21 protein-coding genes and 1 pseudogene are annotated in these 22,231 nt (G+C 49.3%); 7 read left to right on the top strand and 15 right to left on the bottom strand.

The features are described from left to right. The first annotated feature begins 282 nt into the window (after nucleotides 1-282). Nucleotides 283-663: a helix-hairpin-helix domain-containing protein gene (locus tag AC14M5_RS24160; RefSeq protein WP_484032287.1), complete on the top strand. Its 381-nt coding sequence runs from the start codon at nucleotides 283-285 to the stop codon at nucleotides 661-663. After that, on the top strand, nucleotides 660-1,292 hold the full coding sequence (locus tag AC14M5_RS24155; RefSeq protein ID WP_484032286.1) for an SH3 domain-containing protein: 633 nt from the start codon (nucleotides 660-662) through the stop codon (nucleotides 1,290-1,292). The genes AC14M5_RS24160 and AC14M5_RS24155 overlap by 4 nt, the downstream gene beginning before the upstream one ends. Before the next feature lie 333 nt (nucleotides 1,293-1,625). Here the strand turns inward: AC14M5_RS24155 and AC14M5_RS24150 are convergent, their stop codons facing one another. From AC14M5_RS24150 to AC14M5_RS24135, 4 genes and pseudogenes are all read right to left on the bottom strand, one after another. After that, nucleotides 1,626-1,967, bottom strand: coding sequence for a hypothetical protein (locus AC14M5_RS24150; protein ID WP_484032285.1), 342 nt, complete (start codon nucleotides 1,965-1,967; stop codon nucleotides 1,626-1,628). A 1-nt stretch (nucleotide 1,968) separates the two neighbouring features. Next, on the bottom strand, nucleotides 1,969-3,558 hold the full coding sequence (locus AC14M5_RS24145) for a GMC oxidoreductase (RefSeq protein WP_484032284.1): 1,590 nt from the start codon (nucleotides 3,556-3,558) through the stop codon (nucleotides 1,969-1,971). A gap of 14 nt (nucleotides 3,559-3,572) precedes the next feature. Continuing rightward, nucleotides 3,573-3,931, bottom strand: a pseudogene (locus AC14M5_RS24140) (four helix bundle protein). A 78-nt stretch (nucleotides 3,932-4,009) separates the two neighbouring features. After that, on the bottom strand, nucleotides 4,010-5,344 hold the full coding sequence (locus AC14M5_RS24135; RefSeq protein WP_484032283.1) for a hypothetical protein: 1,335 nt from the start codon (nucleotides 5,342-5,344) through the stop codon (nucleotides 4,010-4,012). 138 nt (nucleotides 5,345-5,482) lie between these two features. Here AC14M5_RS24135 and ggt point away from each other — a divergent pair, with 138 nt between their 5' ends. Then, the gene (gene ggt / locus AC14M5_RS24130; protein WP_484032282.1) at nucleotides 5,483-7,111 is read left to right on the top strand and encodes a gamma-glutamyltransferase; all 1,629 of its coding nucleotides are present in this window, start codon (nucleotides 5,483-5,485) and stop codon (nucleotides 7,109-7,111) included. A 16-nt stretch (nucleotides 7,112-7,127) separates the two neighbouring features. Here the strand turns inward: ggt and AC14M5_RS24125 are convergent, their stop codons facing one another. From AC14M5_RS24125 to AC14M5_RS24110, 4 genes are all read right to left on the bottom strand, one after another. Further along, nucleotides 7,128-7,946 (bottom strand): LysM peptidoglycan-binding domain-containing protein, encoded by an 819-nt coding sequence (locus AC14M5_RS24125; protein WP_484032281.1) that lies wholly within the window; start codon nucleotides 7,944-7,946, stop codon nucleotides 7,128-7,130. A 303-nt stretch (nucleotides 7,947-8,249) separates the two neighbouring features. Continuing rightward, nucleotides 8,250-9,095 (bottom strand): 3-hydroxybutyryl-CoA dehydrogenase, encoded by an 846-nt coding sequence (locus AC14M5_RS24120; RefSeq protein WP_484032280.1) that lies wholly within the window; start codon nucleotides 9,093-9,095, stop codon nucleotides 8,250-8,252. A gap of 1 nt (nucleotide 9,096) precedes the next feature. Beyond that, entirely contained in the window at nucleotides 9,097-9,579 is a 483-nt protein-coding gene (locus AC14M5_RS24115; RefSeq protein ID WP_484032279.1) for a DinB family protein, read from the bottom strand. Nucleotides 9,580-9,735: 156 nt separating this feature from the next. Next, the gene (locus AC14M5_RS24110; protein WP_484032278.1) at nucleotides 9,736-10,935 is read right to left on the bottom strand and encodes a thiolase family protein; all 1,200 of its coding nucleotides are present in this window, start codon (nucleotides 10,933-10,935) and stop codon (nucleotides 9,736-9,738) included. A 68-nt stretch (nucleotides 10,936-11,003) separates the two neighbouring features. On the opposite strand from AC14M5_RS24110, the gene AC14M5_RS24105 reads away from it, so the two are divergent. Then, nucleotides 11,004-11,408 carry a group II truncated hemoglobin gene (locus tag AC14M5_RS24105; protein WP_484032277.1) on the top strand — a complete coding sequence of 135 codons (405 nt, stop codon included), beginning with the start codon at nucleotides 11,004-11,006 and terminating at the stop codon, nucleotides 11,406-11,408. Nucleotides 11,409-11,468: 60 nt separating this feature from the next. Here AC14M5_RS24105 and AC14M5_RS24100 read toward each other — a convergent pair whose 3' ends face one another. From AC14M5_RS24100 to AC14M5_RS24080, 5 genes are all read right to left on the bottom strand, one after another. Continuing rightward, nucleotides 11,469-12,143: a DNA alkylation repair protein gene (locus AC14M5_RS24100; protein WP_484032276.1), complete on the bottom strand. Its 675-nt coding sequence runs from the start codon at nucleotides 12,141-12,143 to the stop codon at nucleotides 11,469-11,471. A 119-nt stretch (nucleotides 12,144-12,262) separates the two neighbouring features. Next, entirely contained in the window at nucleotides 12,263-13,882 is a 1,620-nt protein-coding gene (locus AC14M5_RS24095; protein ID WP_484032275.1) for an SdrD B-like domain-containing protein, read from the bottom strand. 24 nt (nucleotides 13,883-13,906) lie between these two features. Then, nucleotides 13,907-15,457: an SdrD B-like domain-containing protein gene (locus AC14M5_RS24090; protein WP_484032274.1), complete on the bottom strand. Its 1,551-nt coding sequence runs from the start codon at nucleotides 15,455-15,457 to the stop codon at nucleotides 13,907-13,909. A 67-nt stretch (nucleotides 15,458-15,524) separates the two neighbouring features. Next, nucleotides 15,525-15,983, bottom strand: coding sequence for an HIT family protein (locus AC14M5_RS24085; RefSeq protein WP_484032273.1), 459 nt, complete (start codon nucleotides 15,981-15,983; stop codon nucleotides 15,525-15,527). A gap of 52 nt (nucleotides 15,984-16,035) precedes the next feature. Next, nucleotides 16,036-16,569, bottom strand: a complete 534-nt coding sequence (locus AC14M5_RS24080) for a hypothetical protein (RefSeq protein WP_484032272.1) — start codon at nucleotides 16,567-16,569, stop codon at nucleotides 16,036-16,038. A 206-nt stretch (nucleotides 16,570-16,775) separates the two neighbouring features. Between AC14M5_RS24080 and xseA the strand changes: the two genes are divergently transcribed. The 3 genes from xseA to AC14M5_RS24065 all read left to right on the top strand — a co-directional run bounded on the left by xseA (nucleotide 16,776) and on the right by AC14M5_RS24065 (nucleotide 18,747). Next, entirely contained in the window at nucleotides 16,776-17,978 is a 1,203-nt protein-coding gene (xseA, locus tag AC14M5_RS24075) for an exodeoxyribonuclease VII large subunit (protein ID WP_484032271.1), read from the top strand. 68 nt (nucleotides 17,979-18,046) lie between these two features. Then, entirely contained in the window at nucleotides 18,047-18,298 is a 252-nt protein-coding gene (xseB, locus tag AC14M5_RS24070; RefSeq protein WP_484032270.1) for an exodeoxyribonuclease VII small subunit, read from the top strand. Then, nucleotides 18,295-18,747, top strand: a complete 453-nt coding sequence (locus tag AC14M5_RS24065) for a divergent PAP2 family protein (RefSeq protein ID WP_484032269.1) — start codon at nucleotides 18,295-18,297, stop codon at nucleotides 18,745-18,747. Before xseB ends, AC14M5_RS24065 begins: the two co-directional genes overlap by 4 nt. A 124-nt stretch (nucleotides 18,748-18,871) precedes the next feature. Here AC14M5_RS24065 and murJ read toward each other — a convergent pair whose 3' ends face one another. Next, on the bottom strand, nucleotides 18,872-20,494 hold the full coding sequence (murJ, locus tag AC14M5_RS24060) for a murein biosynthesis integral membrane protein MurJ (protein WP_484032268.1): 1,623 nt from the start codon (nucleotides 20,492-20,494) through the stop codon (nucleotides 18,872-18,874). 70 nt (nucleotides 20,495-20,564) lie between these two features. Further along, on the bottom strand, nucleotides 20,565-22,133 hold the full coding sequence (locus AC14M5_RS24055) for a flavin monoamine oxidase family protein (RefSeq protein ID WP_484032267.1): 1,569 nt from the start codon (nucleotides 22,131-22,133) through the stop codon (nucleotides 20,565-20,567). Between the last annotated feature and the right edge of the window lie 98 nt (nucleotides 22,134-22,231).

Raw genomic sequence — 22,231 nt, 5'->3', positions numbered from 1 at the left:
CGAGCCGCCGTTTTTGCTCTTTGGCGGTGAAGCAATCTCAAAATTGTGGCTGGGATTGCTTCGGGCAAGAGCAAGAACGCCCTCACAATGACGGAAATCAGTAATTGTAGGGCAGGTTTGTAACCTGCCAAAACTTATGTTTCAAATATGCGTCAGGCTGCATACCTATAAATGGGCACATAGCCTGACCTATAAGTGACCTTCTATTTTTGCATTCTATTGGCCTGCATCAGTTATAATTTTATATCTCTCCAGTTTTGCTTTCATCTTAAAGGAACAGCCATGAACATTGCCATTGCTCTAGTCTTCGGGTTATTGATCGGATGGTTGATCGAATGGGTGATTGACTGGTTCTATTGGCGCCGCCCACAAACGGAGCAGAAAGCACAACCTGCCTCAGCGCCTGTTCCCACACAGAAGCTACGCTATAAAACTGCGCCTGCCGATGCAGATGACCTTAAGAAGATCAAAGGCATTGGGCCTGTAATTGCAAAGCGATTGAATGGCGCGGGAATTTATAAATATGAACAACTGGCAGAGCTCACGCTCGATGAGTTCGAAGAGGCGCTGGGCGATTTGTTGCAGCGCTTCATTAATGAACGGGCGATCCTGCGCCATGCCCGGGAGCTGGCAGATCAAAAAAAGCAGGAGCAATCCGCATGAATCAGGAAGGTGGGTCAAGATATGTGCCGGGCTATGATCTCTTCAAGCTGATCGTCGCCATAATCCTGACGATCATTTTGATTATTCTTCTTTTGAAGGAGAGTCAAATACGATTCGCTGAACTTGAAATGACAGTGACTGAACGGGCTGTTCTTCCTACGATGACCACCCAACCGCCTCCTTCTCCGACTCCGAGCCTGCCAGCCACATCTACGGGAATTCCCGCCACTGTGACAGTCAGTGTCACCTCTACCTCCACTCAAACCGAGGTCGCACCTTCAACTCCCACACCGACGACCTCCCCGGAACCGACCCCTTCAACCACAGCGCAACCTCCTGTTTCAAATGAGTGTCCCTCGAACCCGACTCGGATTCAAGTTGGAGCCACCGTCCGTGTGCTGGATTGGTTAAACTTCCGCACTGGGCCCGGCTTGAATAATTCAATTCAGCGCACTAATAAGCCCGGCACCGAAATGGAAGTAATCGGCGGCCCCGTCTGCACGATCAGAGGGGATGACCCTCCCAAAGCTTATCTATGGTGGAACCTGCGCATGAAAGATGGGCGTGAAGGCTGGTCCGCCGAAGCACCGTTGAATTTTCCCAATTATTTTCTGGAACCGGTGAGATAACGCCTCTATCCCGTCATTGCGAGGGCGTTAGCCCGAAGCAATCTCCCGTTCGGAAGTAGGGATTGCTTACCCATGCGGGTACGATGTCGTCGGGAAATACACCCTCCTCGCAACGACATACTTAATCCAAGTTGCTACCTTTATAAAAAAAACTGCATTGTGTCTCCCTGAGGGAGCGTTCTTCGCGACCGAAGGGTCTCGTTTGTCGTATCTGAGATGCTCACCGCACTGCATCCGCAACGCGGTGCATGTGTCGCTGTCGCTCAGCATGACACAACGGGAGTATGGTGACGCTTACCTTACTTAAGCTCTATTAAAAGAAAAACCCCCACATCATTGCGGGGAATTCTTTTGTCTCCTTCTGCTCAGAAGATGTATCCAGATGGGCAACGCAATCATTGCCAGCAATAAGATATCTACGATAATACCGATTGGCGACCATTCATAGGTGGTTGAGCGTGCTTCGAAACAATTTTCATTTGCAAGCGTCAGGAAGGGGATTGGGAACCCGTAATTGACAAATTGATAAGCCGCATGTCCCAATTCCGCAGGCGCTCCGAGATAAGGCGAGCACCATCCTCCGCCGGTGGAGGTCGTGCTGAAAACAAATTGTGTCACAATGAATACGGAAGCCAGAAAAATAGAAAGAACTATTATCGGTTTACGATTTTTCATCTTATTCAGCCCGTTTACCTATTTTGCTCATTGCATACTCCGCCAACGCTGTGATCGTCAGCGATGGATTCACACCCGGGTTGGCAGGCATGATCGAACCGTCGATAATATATAAGCCTTTGTAATTATGAATTTCAAAGTTTTCATCAATCACCCCTTCTTCTATATTTCGTCCCATGGGCGCGCCGCCTAAAATGTGAGCGGTGGTGGGCAGGTTGAAAACATTTTCGGTGACCGAACCAAGCGCCGCACCGTTGATTCGTTTTGCAAACTCACGCGTCACATCATGGCCTGCATCCACACGCGCGCTGATTTCACGATCAGTTTCTCGTTCAGCGACCAGGCCTCGGCGGAAGAGCGTGAGCGGACTTCGTCCCACACGCAGCTTCATATAGTTATCCACGTTTTGCATGACCAACAAAATAGTGGTGTTGTGCGCCCAGCCTGGGAGAGCCATCGCGCGTAAATAATCCATTGGGTTGCGGAAGGCCCAGGTCAGCGAACGGATAATGCGCGCCTGGATGCTGGTTACATCCGAGATAAGCGGCGCGCCGAGAAAACGCATGAGCGAAGAACCGTCAGGGTAACGCACAGGCTCGATGCGAGTCACTTCATCCGCGTTGAAGATCGAGGATATGGAAACGCCTTCTGAATAATTGATATCAGACTTGCGCGCAATCGAACCCAGTAAGGCCTCAGAATTTGTGCGCACCATATCGCCAAGCCGCGGAGAAAGATTCGGCAATGACTTTTTCACATCGCGTAAATTCAAGAGCAATTTCATCGTCCCCATCACGCCTGCGGAAAAGATCACATTCTTAGCATACACAGTCTGTTTACGCTTGAAGAGAGAAGTGGAGGATTGATAGGTAACCTCATAACGTTGAACGTTCGACGTTGAACGTTTAACGTCGATTACTTCAACTTCAGCAGCCACCTTCGCCCCGTTCTTCTCTGCAAAATATAAATAATTCTTCGGCAATGTGTTCTTCGCATTGTGTCTGCATCCCACCATGCATCCGCCACAGTGTTGACATCCCGCCCGTTCAGGGCCTTCGCCCCCAAAGTATGGATCGGGCACAGTGATGCCTGCCTCGCCGAAATATGCGCCCACATCCGTCGCGCGAAAGGTGTGACCCATGCCGCGTTCTTCCGCGATTTCCTTCAAGGTGTTATCCGCTTTCCATAATTTAGGGTTGCGCGAAACGCCAAGCATTTTCTTTGCGGTCTCGTAATGCGGTTTGAGCACCTCTCCCCATTTCACATTTTGATTCCAGGCAGGTGTGGCAAAGGTTTTATCGTTCGGAATTTCCAATACATTGGCATATCCCAAACTGCCGCCGCCCACGCCTGCTCCATGCAGAACCATCACACCCTTGAGAATCGCAATTTGCAAAATACCATGCGCGCAGATGGCAGGCATCCAAATATATTTCCAGAATTGCCAGTTTGATTTTGCGAAGTCTTTATCTTCGAATCGTTTCCCTTTTTCAAGGATGAGGACGGAATAGCCCTTTTCGGTTAATCGCATGGCTGAAACACTTCCCCCGAAGCCGCTTCCTATAATTACATAATCAAAGCTTTCAGTCATATAGCTTTCAGCTTTCAGCGGTCAGCCCGCAAGGTTTGCATAAAGGATGTGAGCATACGTTTCACCTCTGTGACATCGGCATTAAGTTTTTGGTATTGTTCATTTGGGAGGAACTCAAGATCGTGGGCAAGAAGTAATTGATATTCCGTTTCGCTGGCGGACCCATTGCAATTTGTAGAAAACGGGCAAGCTGGGCATCTGTATTTTGTCCGCAACCCTCGGCAATATTGGTTGGGACGGACATACTCGCTCGCCGAATCTGTGACGTTAAACCATACAATTCTTCTTTTGGAAATCCTTTTGTCGTTTTATATATAGCCAATGCCAGTTGATGCGCCTTCTCCCACACTTTGAGTTGACGGAAATCTTTCATGGGAGGGATTATAAGCTATCAGCTTTCTGCCGTCAGCGGTTAGTTGTTTGCTGAAAGCTGATAACTGACTGCTGCTCTTCACCGAAACGGACACACATCAGTAGGCACGTAGTTGTGACTTTGCCAGCCGTGATAATCACTCCCCAGTGGAATCAAAATCTCAGGATGCTCCACCGCGTATTGGATTGCCGCCGCGCAACCGTCGTACATTCTCTGCGTGGACTGGTACGACTCCCAGAATGCAGTTGCCATGTCAATGTATGGAGCGGCGTAGGGGTCTGTGCCGAAAGTCTCTTGCAGGGTTTGATAAGTGGACGCGGCCTCTGCTTCCTGTCCCTGCGCGAGGTGGAGGAGCATGATGCGGTAATAGGCGTAGGCGACGAGGCGAGGGTATTCGGCGGGGTCTGGCGGGTAGGGAGTGGGCGTAATAGCGATTTCTGGTTGATAACGCCATTCAAGAGATTCGCGGTAATAAAATGAAAGTTCAAAGGAGTATGGAAATAGTTCTTTGTTGTTTATTGCTTCTTTGTAAAGGACTAGGGCCTTGTCATATCTTCCGATTAGTGTCATTTGATCTGCGTCGTCAATTGCTTGAAAACGATACAAAGGTGGACTCGTTTCTTTCATGACTGGTGCAAATTCCTTGCCGTTCCATGAGTAGATTTTGACGAACTCCCTAAAAGGACCATTGAAAAGTGTATCTCCTGATTGTAAAGGACCTTCGTGATACAAAATTTCTATTGTTCCATTTTTGTCAATATCTTCAAAACTTAACGATAAATCGCCCCAAAAAGCATTGTAAGGATATTTATAACTAAGGTCAATAAATTCTTTTGAATTCCATTCGAAAATGCTTGGTTTTTGGCATCTTCCCATCCCCCAACAGCTATCGTTAATAACTACAATTTCAGGAATTCCGTTATTGTTCAGATCATTAATCGGGCTCGTATTAGAAGGGTGAAGTGGATTATCAGCCCCACCTAAACCGAATTCTACATATTCATTTTTCAGGCATACATAAACTGCCATACCTCGCCAGGAGCCATTTACGGTTTGAACAAAACGGTCTTCAAAATACACGTCCGGTACCCCATCGTTAGTCACATCTATTAGTAATGGATGTGATTGATTTGGTGATTGACCATCCATAAGCTCGTTATACTGTGATTCGGAACACTCCGCCTTCTCCACAGGTGTGACCGTGACAATTGTTGAAACATCGAATGTCGGTGTGAAAGTTGGGATGGTGGGCAGGGGAGTAATGGTGGAAGTGGGCGGTATGGGAGTTTGTGTTGATGCTAGAATTATTGTCGGCGTAGAGGTTTGAGCAGGTGGCGCGGATTGCGTTTGCGCCGTCCCACACGCGGAGAGGGTTAAGCTAATTGTGAAGATCAGGGAGAGTAGTTTTTTCATCGTCCACCTCGTTGAATGGAATTATACTCGTGGCTATGCATAAAAAGAATTTAGAAAGTAGGGACACAGCGAATTAATGAATGATTTTGACGATCAATCGTTTCGCTGTGTCCCTACAAAATGACAGGAATAATAAAAGTGACCAACCCAAACTTCACCTCCCGCCGTTCTCCCGTTTATAGCCGTCGCGGCATTGTTTCCACGTCCCAGCCGCTGGCAACTGCCGCGGGCATCGAGATCCTTTCCAAGGGCGGCAATGCCGCAGATGCCGCCGTGGCCGCCGCCGCTGCGCTCAATGTCACCGAGCCAACCTCTACAGGAATCGGCGGTGACATGTTCGCCTTGTATTTTGACGCGCAGACAAAACAAGTGACCGCCTTGAATGGATCGGGCCGCGCTCCTTCCGCGCTGACAATTGATCGGCTAAAGAGTGAAGGGTTACTCGCTGAATCGTTGCCTCCATTCCACGCACATACGATCACTGTCCCCGGGGCGTGTGCGGGTTGGTGTGACTTGATCGCAAAGCACGGCTCGCGTTCGATGGCCGAAATCCTTGCGCCCGCCATTCGTCTCGCGGATGAGGGCTTTCCCGTTGCACCGCTCACTTCCCACTTTTGGTCACGCGGTGTGGATAGGCAATTGAAGTCCGCATTGAATGGGCATGAGTTGACCATCGACGGGCGCGCGCCGAAGGCTGGAGAAATTTTCCGCAACCCTGGGCTGGCGAAAACATTCAAGGTTGTTGCCGAGAAAAAAGCTGAAGGGTTTTACCAGGGTCAAATTGCAGAATCAATTGTCCGCGTGATTAAAGAGGCGGGCGGGTGCATGTCCGCCGATGATCTCGCATCGCATGGTTCCACATGGGAGACTCCGCTTTCGGTGGATTATCACGGACTGCGCGTGTATGAATGTCCGCCAAATGGACAGGGCATCACGGCACTCATCGCGTTGAATTTGTTGGAAGGTTTTGATCTGACCGCGCTGGATGCGACATCGCCTGAAAAAATGCATTTGATGATTGAAGCCATGCGCCTCGCTTTTGCGGATGCAAAATGGTATGTCTCTGACCCCGCGTTTTCAAAGATACCGATGGACGAACTATTGTCGAAGGGATATGCCAACGAGCGCCGCAAGTTGATCGACTTGAAGCGCGCGACGATTGACCAGAAACGAGGCACGCCTGTGGCTTCATCGAATACCGTTTATCTCAGTGTGGTGGATGGGTTTGGGAATGCCTGTTCATTCATCAATAGCAATTACATGGGCTTTGGCACAGGCATGGTGCCGAAGGGCTGGGGTTTCACCCTGCAAAATCGCGGACATAATTTCAGTCTCGACCCGAATCATCCCAACGCGCTTGAGCCGCGCAAACGACCGTATCATACAATTATTCCCGCGATGGTCACTCGCGAGTCTGATAATTCACTTTACGCATCCTATGGTGTGATGGGCGGCTTCATGCAGCCACAGGGACATGTGCAAGTGTTATCAGCATTGGCTGATAACGGACTTGACCCCCAAGCCGCACTTGACCTCCCACGCTTTTGCATCGACGTTGACGAAGCAAGCGGAAAAGTTGCCATCGAAGAAGGGATGCCAAAAGAAACAATGGATGCCCTGCAAAAGATGGAACATCCATTGTATGAAGTGAAAGGTTATGAGCGTGCGCTTTTTGGCAGGGGACAAGTAATTTTGCGCGACGCGGAATCGGGCGTACTGTGTGCGGGCAGCGATCCGCGGGCGGATGGGTGTGCCAGCAGTGTTTAGGCTTTGGTGATGGACATCAATCCACAACTACCTTGCTCTTGTTGAATGTGAGGGTGTGATAGGTTCCTTCTTTGAGTTGGAATCCGCCGGTAAATTTCACCCCGCCAACTGAGGCCACATAATCGATCCAACCCGCTGGGATCTCCACCTGTTTTGTGCCGCTAACGGGATATTCGTAAATTGCACTCGTCCCATTTGCGCGGGTGATGCGCAGAGATACATATACATCTGCATTAGCCTTATTGACCAGCCTAACGTTTCCACGTGGAGCGTTTTTGGGGATGTCACCGGGGAATATGAGCGTAGTAGGTTCTGCGGTGGAGACGGGAGATATCACAACCGCACCCGGAGCGGTGATGAAGAATGGAGTGGGGATGTAAACCATCTGCCCAACGTATAGAAGGTTGGTATCCCAGATTTGTGGGTTCGCTCCCCACAGAGCGTCAATACTGATTCCATATCGATTTGCAATCGATGCAAATGTATCTCCGAATTGAACGATATAGGTGCTGGCGTTACCGGCTGAGGGAGAGTAACTAAAATTATTGTAGTAGTACGCGGGGTCGCTGTTGGGCGGGACGGATGCGCTGTAATTCAGGCCGGGAATGGTCAACACCTGGCCAACGGATAATGTAGCGCTGATTCCGGGGTTGGCTGCATAGATCAGGCTGGCTGAGGTTCCGCACATCGCCGCCAGCTTGTCGACTGTGTCCCCTTTTTCGGCGATGTATGTGCCGCCGCACACGCCTCCTGCCAGCGCAGCAGACGGAGTCCCAAGCAATATCAGTGCCAACAAAATTAATATTGTGCTTTGGGCTAAAGTTTTACGGGGCATAGCGGCCTCCTCTAAAAGTAAAAAATCCATTATGGTAATGATAGAACAAAAGCGGGCGAAATACAATTACGAAACGTGGCAGCCACTTTGCAGACCTGACAGGTTTTATCCGCACCACTGTTAATCAACTCACCTTACGCACTTGCCCGTGATTCCCTGAGCGGAGCGAAGGGTCTCTCCCCCGAAATCAGAGATTCTTCGCTTCGCTCAGAATGACACTGCCTAAGGTGGGTTAACCACGTTGAGTGCGAGAACAGGGATTCAGAAATGCCAGTGTCATGTGGAAACCTGTTAGGTCTTAATCTAATACTGGTAAAAACCCCTTCCAGATTTTCTTCCCAAATATCCCGCGTCCACCATCTTCCTCAGCAAATACGCGGGGCGATATTTGTCTTCACCTAAATCCCGTTGCAAAACTTCCATTACGAATAGCACCACATCCAGGCCAATCAAGTCCGCAAGTGCGAGCGGGCCCATGGGATGATTCATGCCGAGCTTCATTACTTGATCAATCGCCTCAGGCGTGCCGACGTTTTCCTGCAAGGCAAAGATGGCTTCGTTGATCATAGGGCACAAGATTCTATTTGAGATAAACCCAGGCGAGTCGTTGGCTTCCACAGGTTCCTTGCCCATCCATTTGCAGACATCGACAACGGTTGTCAATGTATCGTCTGAGGTCGCCAGTCCGCGGATGACTTCGACCAGCTTCATCATCGGCACGGGATTCATGAAGTGCATACCGATGACTCGCTCCGGGCGGTTCGTGACTGCCGCGATCTTGGTGATCGAAATGGACGAAGTATTGGTCGCCAGGATCGCGTGGGCCTGCGCATGCATGTCCATATCGCGGAAGATCTTGAACTTTAATTCGGGGTTTTCCGTTGCGGCTTCAATGACAAGATCGGCTTCAGCCATGTGAGTCACGTCTGTGGCGAAATGAATTTTTTCGATGGACTCCTTTTGCTCCTCAGTGATCACTCCTTTTTCGAAGAGTTTTGCGGAGGATTTCTGGATGTTGGCTTTTGCTTTTTCGAGTGCGGCAGGCATTACATCCATGCATGTGACTTGATAACCATAAGTTGCGGCAACCTGTGCAATTCCGTTGCCCATGGTGCCTGCTCCGATAATGAAGATGTTGTTGATATTCATATTATCGATCCTCCCACAACTTTACATTATTCTGTATCTGTTCAATATGCCCTGGGATATGTGCCGAATAAATGTCAATCCATTTGTCGAAAGTATAAGGTTCTTCATATTCAGGATGGACAATGAAATGCCTGAACACATCCTCAGGCTGCCTCTTGAGCAATTCGTATGTTGTTTTTCTTGCGAGCCTTGTCACTTCGAGTGCGTCTTCAAAATTGTGTTCGTGATAATTTAGGACATCTGCCCACAGCGCCTGATCGTAGGCCATGATGGCTCCGCCAGGTTCAACGATCAATTTGCGCGCACGTAACGCAGCATTGGATTCGGAGTCCGCGATGTGGATGATGATCTCATAGACGCTCCACTCTTTGGGTTCTGGCTTAAACAACATCGCCTCCTGCGGGACCTCAGCCAGCGCGGCTCTCAATAAGCTGAATCCACGCCCGTAGAGTTCTATCTTTTCATTGCGTTCCTTGGTGTCCATTTTCTATATTCTCCCGGTGGTCGAGTAGTGCGGATGCTCTTCCCGCACGTATCGAGACCACCTGTTAATAAAAAGCCATTCATTTATGTGATGGTCTCGATACGCTCGCAAGGTGCGCTCGCTACTCGACCACCAGAGTATGCCATTTATTTTTTGTTATTCCACCTCAATCGCCATCGCTACCGCTTCACCACCGCCCAAACATAATGAAGCGATGCCGCGTTTCAGGCCGCGATCTTTCAAGGCATAGATGAGAGTTGTCAGCACGCGCGCACCGCTTGCGCCGAGTGGATGTCCCAAGGCAATCGCGCCGCCATTCACATTGACCTTGTCCCAATCCCAGCCCTGGTCGGCGAGAGCGTAGCCATCTGCCAGGACTTGTGCGGCAAAGGCTTCGTTGAGTTCGATCAAGTCGACATCTTTCATCGTCCAGCCGACCTTTTTTAATAATTTCGGTATGGCGTGTGCAGGTGCGGCGAAGAGATATTTTGGTTCCACGGCGGCTTGTGTATAACCGACAATGCGAGCCATAGGTTTGAGATTATTTTTTTCAGCATAAGCACGGGATGAGATCACAACCGCTGCTGCGCCATCGTTCATGGCTGAAGCGTTACCAGGAGTCACTTTGCCGTCTGGTTTGAAGGCGGGCTTAAGTTTTGCAAGTGACTCCAATGAAGTATCTTTGCGTGGGCCTTCGTCTTTATCAAAAATGGTCACGTCACCTTTTCGCCCGGGGATTTGAACAGGAACAATTTCCAGTTGGAACCGTCCCGCTTCTTGAGCCTCAACAGCTTTCTGGTGAGAGCGAAGCGCAAATTCGTCCATTGCCTGGCGAGTCACTTCATATTCATCCCCAATGAATTCGGCAGCCATGCCCATGCCCCAATTCTCAAATGGATCCCACAGCCCGTCGTTGAGCAAGGCATCGGTGAGCGATTGATTGCCAAACTTCAATTCGCCCGAACGCCCGTTGACAAGATATGGCGCGCGACTCATGTTCTCCATGCCGCCTGCGATGAAAAGCTCCGCATCACCCGCCCGAATAGCCTGCGCAGACATCATGGCAGCTTTCAAGCCCGAGCCGCAGACCTTGTTGACAGTAGTTGCGCTGACCGTAGCAGGCACGCCCGCATAGATCGCGGCCTGACGTGCGGGAGCCTGCCCGTTACCTGCCTGCACAACATTGCCCATCAATACTTCTTCAACATCTTTCGGGTCGATACCCGCGCGTTCCACAGCGGCCTTGACGGCGATTGCGCCAAGGTTGGTGGCGTTGATGCCATTCAATGCGCCCTGAAATTTCCCGATCGGAGTTCGCGCGGCGCTTAAGATGACGGCTTCATTCTCTTTGTTCATGATTTCTCCTGTGTGTATGTGATTATTTTCCCACAAAATTGCAAAGGCGGCATGATCGGTTTTGGTTCATGGATTACAATTCCGACATGATTGATATTAATTCATCCCTCTACGATCTGATCGGCGGCGAGACAGAACTTCGCGCCCTGGTGGATCGGTTTTATGACATCATGGATTCCTCACCTGAGGCAAAGGATATCCGTGCCTTTCACGCAGCTAGCTTGAAGGGATCACGCGAGAAACTGTTTATGTTCCTCTCTGGCTGGTCTGGCGGACCTTCGTTGTATATTGAGAAATATGGTCACCCGCGCCTGCGCTTACGGCACGCGCCTTTTTCAATCGGCGAGCGCGAACGTGATCAGTGGCTGTGGTGCATGAACAAAGCCATCGATGAAAGTGGATTTTTGCCCGTCGTGGCCGCGCATCTCAAATCCCGTTTTGCCGAGGTGGCGGATTTTATGAGGAATCAATGAATGACTGTAGACGATGGACGATAGACCGCGGTCAATTGCCCATCGTCTACAGTCTGTCGTCTATTTCCCAATATTCTTCAACGCCTCATGCTGACTTAATGGATGCAATTCCTTTGTAGCTTTCACAAATTTTTTCACAGCTACAGGATTTGTCCACGCATATTGGCGTAATGCCCAGCCAATGGCTTTGTTGATGAAGAATTCGTCCGAGCCGAGATTTTCCCTGATGATCTCACATAGCAGATCAAAGTCCGTATCTTTTTTATAGCCAAGTTGGAATAGCAAAGCCGTGCGCCGCAGCCAGAAATTATCTGACTTGCGCCACTTCTTGAGATATGTCTCCCGTACTTTAGGGAAGCGTTTGAAATGTGCGCCTACTGTATTGCCTGCAATCGTATCCACTGTATCCCACCAGGATTTGGTAATGAGAAGAAATTCAAGGGTGGTTATGAAATCTGGCTCGAGTTTGTTTTCAAGCTTTCCGATCAGACTGGTTGCCGTGTATTGAAATTCACGTTGAGGCAGGCTCCAGAGATCGTGCGAAATTGAATCGAGTTTATCAAGAGGAGGAAGTCCATTTCCCTTGATGAATTCCTTTTGCAAGGCCGCCCTGATCGGTGTTTTTATCCCCAAATATTCAAACTGATTACGCATGTATTTCTTCATCGGCTCTGCTTGAATAGGGTCAGCGTTTTGCTCGAAGAGGTTCTTTAGTGAAAGAGCGTAGGGGTGCATTGGGTCTCCTTGCTGAAGTGCGTCGCACCAGACTTAATGAGTAAAGCTTGCTCGATAAGATTCTTCTGATTTACAAGCTAAACACACCCGTCTGGTGCGACGCACCCTCACGGCTTATTTTACTTCGCGCCTTCGGGCGGAATATACCTGACTTGCCAGGTGCCGTCACCTTCATCGGATACGATTGAATATGGCGTGGCTACGAAGATCCATGTGTTTCCGGGCTTGAGCGCGATCTGGCTTCCATCAGGGTTGGCAAAGTAAATGGGCCTGGGCCGTCCCGTCGTCTTTTCATATTCACGGGCTTTCAGGCTCCAGCGAATGTCATATTTTTTGCCGTCACGAAATAGATATGCATAATTGCTATTGCCAAAATCGAGGTGGATGTCCAAATTAGTGGGCGTGATCACATCATGTTCGGCAAAAATAACGATGACATTTTCAAACTTGAGTTGCCGCCCTGTCAGGCGATCTATTGCGGGGTGAAGTTGCCCCGCGGTATCCACCAGGGCATCGTCCACAAATCTCAGCCATGACTCCGATAGTGGGTCATAGGTCCAGCCTGATTGATTCAATAATGCCACGCGCACATTGATCTGGTCCGCTGGTTCGCCGCCTGCGGGCATTTCTTCAGAAAACAGATTGCCAGAATAATTAAAGTTGCTTGGCGTCAGGCGTTTGTTATCTTCCGCGATCTTCGTCATTCTTTCCAGCGACATCATCGCTCCGCCGCTCGATTCATCGTGCGGCACGAACACGCATTGCGGGATCAACTCCAAAACTTCAGGCGATGCGAAAGCATAGATCAAACATGAACTGCGGAACAAGCCTCCAACATCCGAGTAAAACATGCGCCCCGAACGAATGGGACCAACCTCTGCTGTGGGCAGTTTGGTGGATTGGCTTATGGGCAGGGCCACTTTTTCGGACAGGACCAGACCTGCATCCAGATAAAGAAGCGAGGACTTAACATCCGCCTCGGTCCGCCCTGATAACTGGTCGGCGTCGCTATCAGCATTTTCATCCCCGATATTTTGACTCGTGAACTCCAGCCATTCTGGCAGATCAAACTCAATAACGTAGTTGCCCGCATCCACATTGAAGCCGTAATAGCCATTTGAATCGGTTGAAGTGGCCTGAATAAATTTACCCGACGAATCATAAAGATTGACGCACACACCGCCAATACCGGGTTCATAGGATTCCTGCCGCCCGTTCCTGTTTTCGTCCAACCAGACTCGATTGCCAAGGATGTTTGACGTTTGAGTAAACAGTAATTTACGGATTCCGCAATCGCCAGTGATGGGAAGCTCTGGTTTCGGATACTCGCCATAAAAAACAGAAAGAAAACGCGTGGCGCCTTCGGTAATATAAAATTCAAAAACCCACGGCGCAAAAGACAGCCCCGCCTGCGGACGCGCCGCGGGAGGAAAGTGTGAAATCGAAACCAACAGCGCAGGTACTTTTAACATATTTGGATCTTCGACTTGCTGCGCATTCAATGGGTTGTAGTCAGAGGGGAAATTTTCGATATCGGGCCCGAACATCATTGGTGTGCTGAGCGGTTGTGGCGTAGATGTCAGAGACGCCGTTTGCGTGGGCTCTGGCGTGGCAGTTGTCCTCGGGTTGAGCGTTGCGGTTGGAAATGCTTTAGTCTCTGGCTCGTGTGCACAGGATGCGAGAATGACGACGGAAATAATAAGAAACACATTTTTTTTCAACGATCCTTTGATGCTCATAATTTACTCACTACTTTCTACATTTCACTGCGATCCAGCGGGCGGGACAAACTCCAGCAGCCAGCTGCCCGGACTTCTCTCAGTTACAGATGTTTCTGGCGTGACAACCAGAATCCATGTGTGACCGGGTTTAAGGGGCATTAGGGCGTTGTCTTCAGGGTTCATGAATTTTATCGGCTTGTGCCTTCCCGTCTGTACTTCTTCGTCGCTGAGCTGTGTGCTCCAGGAAATATCATACATCCGTCCATCGCGGAATAGAAATGCATCACCAGTCCTCTCTTCTTCAAGATGAATATCAAGATTGGTGGGGGAGATCACATCATGTTGCGCGAAGAGCACGATCACATTTTCAATTTGTAACTGACGCCCTGTCAGCCGATCCACTTCCGGGTGAACGATTCCCGCCGTGTCAGGGTCGGCATTGTCCACATAGCGCCAGTAACTTTCGGATGCGGCATCGTACACCCACGCAGACTGATTGAGATAGGAAGTATACACATGCAAGCGTGAAGCGCCCACGCCGCCCGCGGGCGGCGTGGGATCAAAAGCATTGCTGGCATAATCCACGTCATATTTCTTGCTTTCGTATGCCAGCTTCTGCATCTGGTTGATTTCCAGCATGTACCCGCCGCCTTGAATGTCGTGCGTCACAAAAAAACATATCGGAAGTTCTTCCAAAACTTCGGGCGACGCAAACGCATAGATAAGACATGACTCGGGGAAGAAGGCGGCGATGTCCGCGTAAACCAAACGCCCCGAACGGATTGGCCCCACTTTGGCGACGGGAAGCTCGGAGATGGGAACAGCTTCGGGGGACAGAATCAAACCAGCGTCCACGTTGTGATTCGAAGAGGTAATCTCCACCGCTTCAGTCTGACCTGTGACCTGATCGGCGTCACTATCTTGATTCTCATTCCCTGAGTTCTTCTGCACGAATTCCATCCATGCAGGTTTTTGGAAAACAAGAACGTACCTGCCCGCTTCCACGTTGAATCCATAAAAGCCGTTACTGTTCGTGGATGTTTGCTGGAGCGGCATGCCGCTTTCATCATACAATGTTACGCATATACCGCCGATGCCGCGTTCCCAATCATCCTGAATATTATTTCCGTTTTCGTCCAACCAGACGCGGTTGCCAAGTGTGTTTGAGGCCTGCTGGAGTGGCTCGCTTCGTACGATGCAATCTCCGCTGAGCGGGATTTCGGGTTCAGGGAACTTGCCATGATAGGTTGCCAGAAAACGAGTTGCGCCTTCGGTAATGTATATTTCAAAAACCCAGGGCGCAAAGGACAACCCTGCTTGGGGGCGTGCCTCCACTGGAAAATGCGAGATGGATACGAGGAGGGCGGGCAGGTCCAGGAGAGAACGATCTTCAACATAATACCCTGTGAGCGGATTGGCATCCGGCGCGACCAGCGGGGTGGATGTAGGGGTTGGTTCTGCGGTTTGTGTTTGCATGGCGGGTGTTGGGGCTGGACTCGCGTTCGTAACTTCTACGCTACATGAAGTGAGGAGTAGTGGAAACAATAGGCTTGCAATGAATACTGGCGACAATAGTCTGGTGGGTGCTCGCATAGATTCTCCATTTCCAAAAATTCCCCCGTTTGGTATGAAAGCGTTCAAACGTTTTAACGTTTGAACGTTAAGAACCGCCAAACGCCCTTTTCACCCGCTGATATGTATCCTCCAATGTTTCCGGCAGCACGCGTGTGGCCGCAAGGGTAGACATAAAATTCGTGTCACCGGCCCAGCGCGGCACAACGTGAATATGGACGTGACCCACCACGCCTGCGCCTGCCGCTTCACCGATGTTTGCGCCCATGTTGAATCCCTGCGGCCTGTAGATTTCACGCAATACGATCATGGAATGCGAAACCAACTCCATAAGTTCGGTGCGTGTCTCGAAATCCAATTCTTCGAGGCCGGGCTTATGCTCAAAAGGCACAATCATGAGATGCCCGCTGGTATAAGGAAAGCGGTTGAGGATCACATACGCGTTTTTCCCGCGGAAGGCGATCAGATTTTCGGGGCCATCCGCCGAGGCCTGTGCCATGCAAAAGACACAGCCGTCTACTTTTTCGTGGTTTTCAATGTATGTCATACGCCAGGGTGACCAGAGGTGAGTCATAAGATGGGATGATTTTAGCAGAAAACTATGATGATTTTGAGCTGAGATACTCGTTTAATGATAAAACTTGTATTCCAAAATTCTGTTTTAAGGTTGAATTTGACCTTAAAATCTCTTTATCCGATGTTATGAAATAATCTCTCTTAGCCATCAAGTGTGCAAGTAATTGCATTGCATCTTTTCTATTATTTTTATACTGTTTGTGATCGGGCTTACTCTGAGGAAAAACCACGTTGAACAAATCGTCAATTTGCTCGTTTTCGATAAAGGTAAATGGAAATGTCATTGGAAATGTTGAAATAGAGGAGCGATCAGAAACATAAAAGTCAAGGAGTTTTGATATATGCGTTGGCAGAAAATCTTCTCCATAATCTGTGAATATCTGATTGGAGACTCCCAGTTCACAGTTTTTTTGTTCTTTTAATTGAACTAATAAATTGAAAAGATGTTTCAATTCGCTTCTCTTTTCGGGTTCTGATGGATATCTCTGCTCGTTTGATAATCCTTCACACCAAGCCCAATCCCTGAGCGTATTGGTGTCTAGAGTTAATCTGTCCATTTTTCCTCCTGATGTTCTTTGTAGTGAACAAGCTTAATAATTAACAATCATTTGTACGTTTGAATTATTGAAAATAATTATAGGCGAAAAATCTTCTGCCCAAATTTTTACTAATCTTGTTATTAAGCTCTCAATTTCTAAACCCCGTAACATTATAGCTATTTCGACTATTCCCCATTCCCTAATTTTCGATTATCCTCGCCCCAATGTCTCAACCTTCATTGTTTTCTTCCGCTCACCTTACCGTCACACAACTCACTTTCCAGATCCGCAAATTATTGGAGGGTAATCCTGAATTACAGGATGTCTGGGTGGATGGTGAAATTTCCAACCTCTCGCGGCCGGCATCAGGCCATATTTATTTCACACTTAAAGATAAGAATGCTTCTCTGCGTTGTATGATGTGGAAGCCAGATGCGCTGCGTCTGCGAGTCAACTTGCAGGATGGTATGGCCATCGAGGCGCACGGCAGGATCACAGTTTACGAACCGCAAGGGACTTATCAGCTTGCAGTCAATATTATCCAACCGAAAGGCGAAGGCGCGTTATATCAGGAATTTTTGCGGCTGAAAGCCATGCTGGAGGCTGAAGGTCTTTTTGATATTGAGCGTAAACGTCCCATCCCTGAATTGCTGCATAAGATTGGCATCGTCACCTCAGGAACAGGAGCGGCGCTGCGTGACATGCTTAACACACTTCGACGCCGCTTGCCGCTTGCGCAAGTTATCATCGCTCCCTCGCCCGTGCAGGGCGTTGAAGCTCCTCCCGCTCTTGTGAAAGCCATCCAGTCTCTCAATCTCCAATTGCCAGATGTAATCCTGCTTGCGCGCGGCGGCGGTTCGATAGAAGACCTATGGGCATTCAATGATGAACGTGTCGTGCGCGCTGTGGCTGATTCAAAAGTGCCCATCATTTGCGGCGTGGGTCATGAAACGGACTTTACGCTTTGTGACTTCGCAGCCGACCTGCGCGCACCGACTCCCACCGCCGCGGCCGAACTCGCGACTCAAACCACGATTCAGGACTTGCAGGCATTGGTCTCTAATCTCCAATCTCGCATCTTAACTTCGACCTTTAACCTGCTCGCTGAACAAAAGGCCTTTATTTCCTCTTTGATCTCGCAACTAAAATATAGTTCACCGATAAGACACATCCAAACCGAATATCAGCATCTCGATGAACTCTCGCGCCGCGCATTTTCCGCGCTGGCCCACCGCCTCCAATTGCAATCTGCCAACGTAGATGGGATGTCCAAACGCTTGCAAGCATTGAACCCCGAAGGTATATTATCGCGCGGATATGCCATCGTCACCCGCAAAGTGGATGGCAAGGTCGTCAGCAAAGTAGCACAAGCGCAAGGTGAAATGAAGGTGCGCGTTAGTGACGGTGAGTTTGAAGTAAAAAAATAATAATTGTGTCATTTGCGAGATTGTAGAGACTCTTCGCTACGCTCAGAGTGACACCCTATGGAGTATTCATGGCAAAATCAAAATCATCCCCCAAACTTGTGGACGAATTATCGTATGAAGAAGCTCTTGCCGAGCTGGAGGCCATTGTCGAATCGTTGGAAGGGGATGCTTCGCAGAATCTGCTCGAAGATTCGATGAAGCTCTTTGAACGGGGGCAGGCATTGGCAGCGCATTGCAGCGCTTTGCTTGAGTCAGCTCAACTCAAAGTGCAAAAATTAGTCGGAGAGTCCATCGTTGCCTTCGAGGAAGAGTCTGAATGATCTTTCAACAATTGATACACAATAAAGTATTGATGGCTGTGATGGCAGGCTGGCTGTTGGCGCAGGCGTTGAAAATTCCCACCGAATATTTACGTTCACGCCGTTGGATGTGGGCTATGTTTTTTGCAGCAGGCGGAATGCCTTCTTCACACTCGGCTTTGATGGTTGCAGGGACTCTGGCTGTGGGTTTGTATCATGGCTTCGACAACCCAATTTTCGCTATAGCGGTTGGCATCACCATGATCGTTGTTCACGATGCGTCAGGTGTGCGCAGACAGGCAGGCATGCACGCGGAGCGCATCAACTTATTATTCGAGGAATTATTGCACGGCCATATGTGGGATGAAAATGAATTAAAGGAAGTGATCGGCCACACTCCGCTGGAGGTGGTTGGCGGAATCATTTTGGGTTTGACTGTAGGGATCGTGCAGTGGGTGATCTGGCCGTAGTAATTATCATGTCATTGCGAGGGCGTTCTTGTTCTTGCCCGAAGCAATCTCCGACCTAACGAGAAGATTGCTTACCCATACGGGTACGATGTCGTCGGGAAGAGCACCCTCCTCGCAACGACATTTAGCTTCTCTTCAATCTCCTCAAAACCCCATTCGTAATATACGTTAACTCAGGCACACGTAAGATAAACAGCGCGCCAAGATAAACTCCGCCGCCGATGATCACGCCTATCGGCACAAGAATCCATGTGCTTAAGCTGTTTCCAAAATACAACCAGCCATATAATGAAAGACCCATGCCCAATGCCGCGATTATAGAGGGAAAAGCACCGCGCAAAATATGACCGCCTTCGATTCCGCTTAATCGATTGCGCATCACAACAAATAGCACAGTTGCTTCCAGCGCGGTTGCCAATGAATTTGCCAGTGCAAGTCCGCCATGCGGCATCCAGCCGACGGATTCAAATAATTTAGAAAAGGCAATACTGAATACTACATTCAATCCCATTGCAATTGTGCCGATGATGACGGGTGTCTTTGTATCATGTTGCGCATAAAACGCGCGGGTTAATATTTCCATTACGGAGTGTCCCACAATCCCTGCCGCATACCAGAGCAAGGCCCAGGCCGTTAGCTGAACATCCTGCTCATCAAATTTGCCGCGTTGGAATAAGAATGAAACCAACGGCACGCGCAAAAGGATCAAGCCAACGCTGGCAGGGATTGCCATTAATAAAATTCCGCGTAGAGAGGAAGCCAGCGACGAACGCATTTCATCTTGTTGACCTAACGCATGTTGCGCCGAAAAAGTGGGCATCGCTGCAATCGCCACAGATTGCGCAATCGCCGCCTGCGCCATGATCATTAATGAAAAACTATAAGCCAGGCTTGCTACACTTCCCTCCACCATCTGCGAAGCCAGCCGAATGTTCACCCAAAAATTAAGCTGCACCACCGCCACGCCAACCAGACGCGGTCCCATCAAAAGAAATACTTTGCGAACAATTAGGTTATTAATTCCCAGATCAAAACTGTAATTACGTATTGCGTAATACGTATTGCGTAATATGTTCGATGAACCATCTAGAAGCCTGATGAGTGTGGGGAACTGCACCAGCAGGTAAAGTGCCGAGCCGATCACTACGCCCCACGCAAGACCGTAAATTCCCATTAAAGGCGAAAGTGCCAAGGCGCCAAAGATGATTCCCAGTTGATACATGGCAGGGGTTAATGCGGGCACAAGGAAAATTTTATGTGCGTTGAGAATACCAACGATCAGACCGCCCAGACCAAACAATACTGCTGAGACGAGTTGAATGCGGAGCAATGAAACCGTCAACGCGAAGAGCTCGGGTTTTTCAGAGAAGCCCGGAGCCAACGCGTAGCGCACCACTTGTGGGGCGAAAAATGCAAATAGCAGCGCAAGCAGGCTGAGGGTTAGCGTGACCGCATTCGCCAGCGAAGAAGCCAGCCGCCAGGCGGAGTCCTTTTCATCTTTGGCAAGCAACCCAGTGAATGTCGGAATAAACGCAGAGCCAAGCGCGCCGCCCGCCACCAAAAGAAAAAGTGTTTCACTCACACGGTTCGCGGCGGTGAACGCATCCAACTCGGGCGAAGCGCCGAATGTACCCGCCACAATAATACTGCGCGCCAGCCCGGTGATCTGCCCAAGCACAATGGCGATCATCACCGTGCCGGCGGCACGAGCGATCTGTTGATTTGCATTCGATTTGATTTCGGTCATGGCTGGCAATTATACATCCTGTTAAAATACAACAGGCCGCTATGTGCGGCCTGTTGTTGATCTCGATCGTTCATTTAAAATCTGCGAGGATCTCGCTTGCAGCACGTTCTCCGGTTTCGACTGCACCATTGAGGTAGCCTTGAAAGTCCACAGATGTGTGTTCGCCTGCAAAGTGACAATTGCCTTCCTGCACACCTTCAATGCCTGAGAATCTGGTGTATTCGCCCACTTTCCAAAACGAGTAAGAACCGAGTGTCCATTTATAGCTTTGCCAGTGGTCAATAGTGACTTTGCCATTCCACAGGGGTGTGATGCCAGGCATAACAGGTTCAAGTTGCTGCAGGAATTGCCTGGCGCGGTTGGCAGGTGTGCCTGAACCAAAACTTGCGCCGATATTGCCGCCGGTATAATCCACAATGATCCCAGATTCACCCGGCTGTGCGCGAGTGACATGCCATGAGGCCTGATATCCTGTGTCGGCAAAAGTATCGCCGTTCTGTCCGATATTTTCCCAGTGGCGGTTTGTGAATTGCAGCTGCATTTTTGAGTTCGTACCCATGCTCAATTCATTAATGGCAGTCTTCTTTAGATCGCTAAAGCCTGCTTTGCTGAAGTCAACAGAAGTGCGCATGATGGAAAATGGAATTGTCAAAACCACTTTGTCGAAAGTGGAATCGGTGAGTTTTTTGCCGCTCTTTGTGGTCAGCGTGTATGTGCTGTCCAGGTTTTGTTTGATGGCCACAAGTTCCTTACCAAGTTGGATCTGGTCCGTTAGTGCATCTGCCATACGATATACGATCTGATCATTGCCGCCGTTAACATGATACTTTTCATTAGATGGGCCAAAGATGCGCAACTGTCCCTGGCCGGAATAGCCGATCAGATAAAGCAGATTCAGCGAGCTTTGGATATTGCTTTCACCCCCATACTCGATGTTATAGGCAACATCCAGCAACTGACCCAGTTTTGAATTTATGCCGCCGGGCACGCTTTCATTGATCCAGTCAATAATGGACATATGGTCCAATTCCCAGCCGCGCTCAGTGTAAAGGTTATATTGCGTTGGGTAACTCGCAGCCGAAACGTCGCTGTGAATTTTCTGCCAGATGCCTTTGAGGTCGTTTGTGGCTTGTGTGTATGAATAAGGCTGACCGTCAAAATAATAAAGCGGTTCCAGGCCGCTGGGATCTGCATTGAAAAGGTTATCAAGATTCAAACCGAGTTCCTGAGCCAATTGTCGGATTTGAGTATGACCCGTATCAATTAATTCACCGCCGTGTTCAATGATCTGATCGTCGTTGAACAATCCGCGCCCCGTCCAGCAACGTCCGCCGATACGATCTGCCGCTTCAAATATAGTGGCTGAATATCCAGCTTGCTTCAAACGATACACGGCAGTGAGGCCTGCCAACCCCGCACCAACCACGGCAATGCGCGGAGAGGCCGCAAGTGAGCGGGTGATCGGCTGAAACGCAACCGCCGCCAGGGTGGCGGCAGCGAGTTTCAAAAAGTCACGGCGAGAGTTGTATTTTATTGTGCGCTCTGAAATAACTTGATCAGTGGGTACATCACGTTGCATTGCCTCAGAAACAACTGAAACGATGTCTTGCAACTTATTGGTTAAAGGCGAACGGGGCATGGCATTCTCTCCTTATAAAAAAAATTTCGTATGAAGTCACTATACAAAATAAATTTAGATAATTCAAGCCGTTTTTGTCTTTTTCGGCAATGCTAACC

This window comes from Candidatus Villigracilis sp. (genome assembly GCF_057083605.1).
Note: the sequence above shows the minus strand (reverse complement) of the source record. Positions and strands in the feature narration are given on the sequence as shown.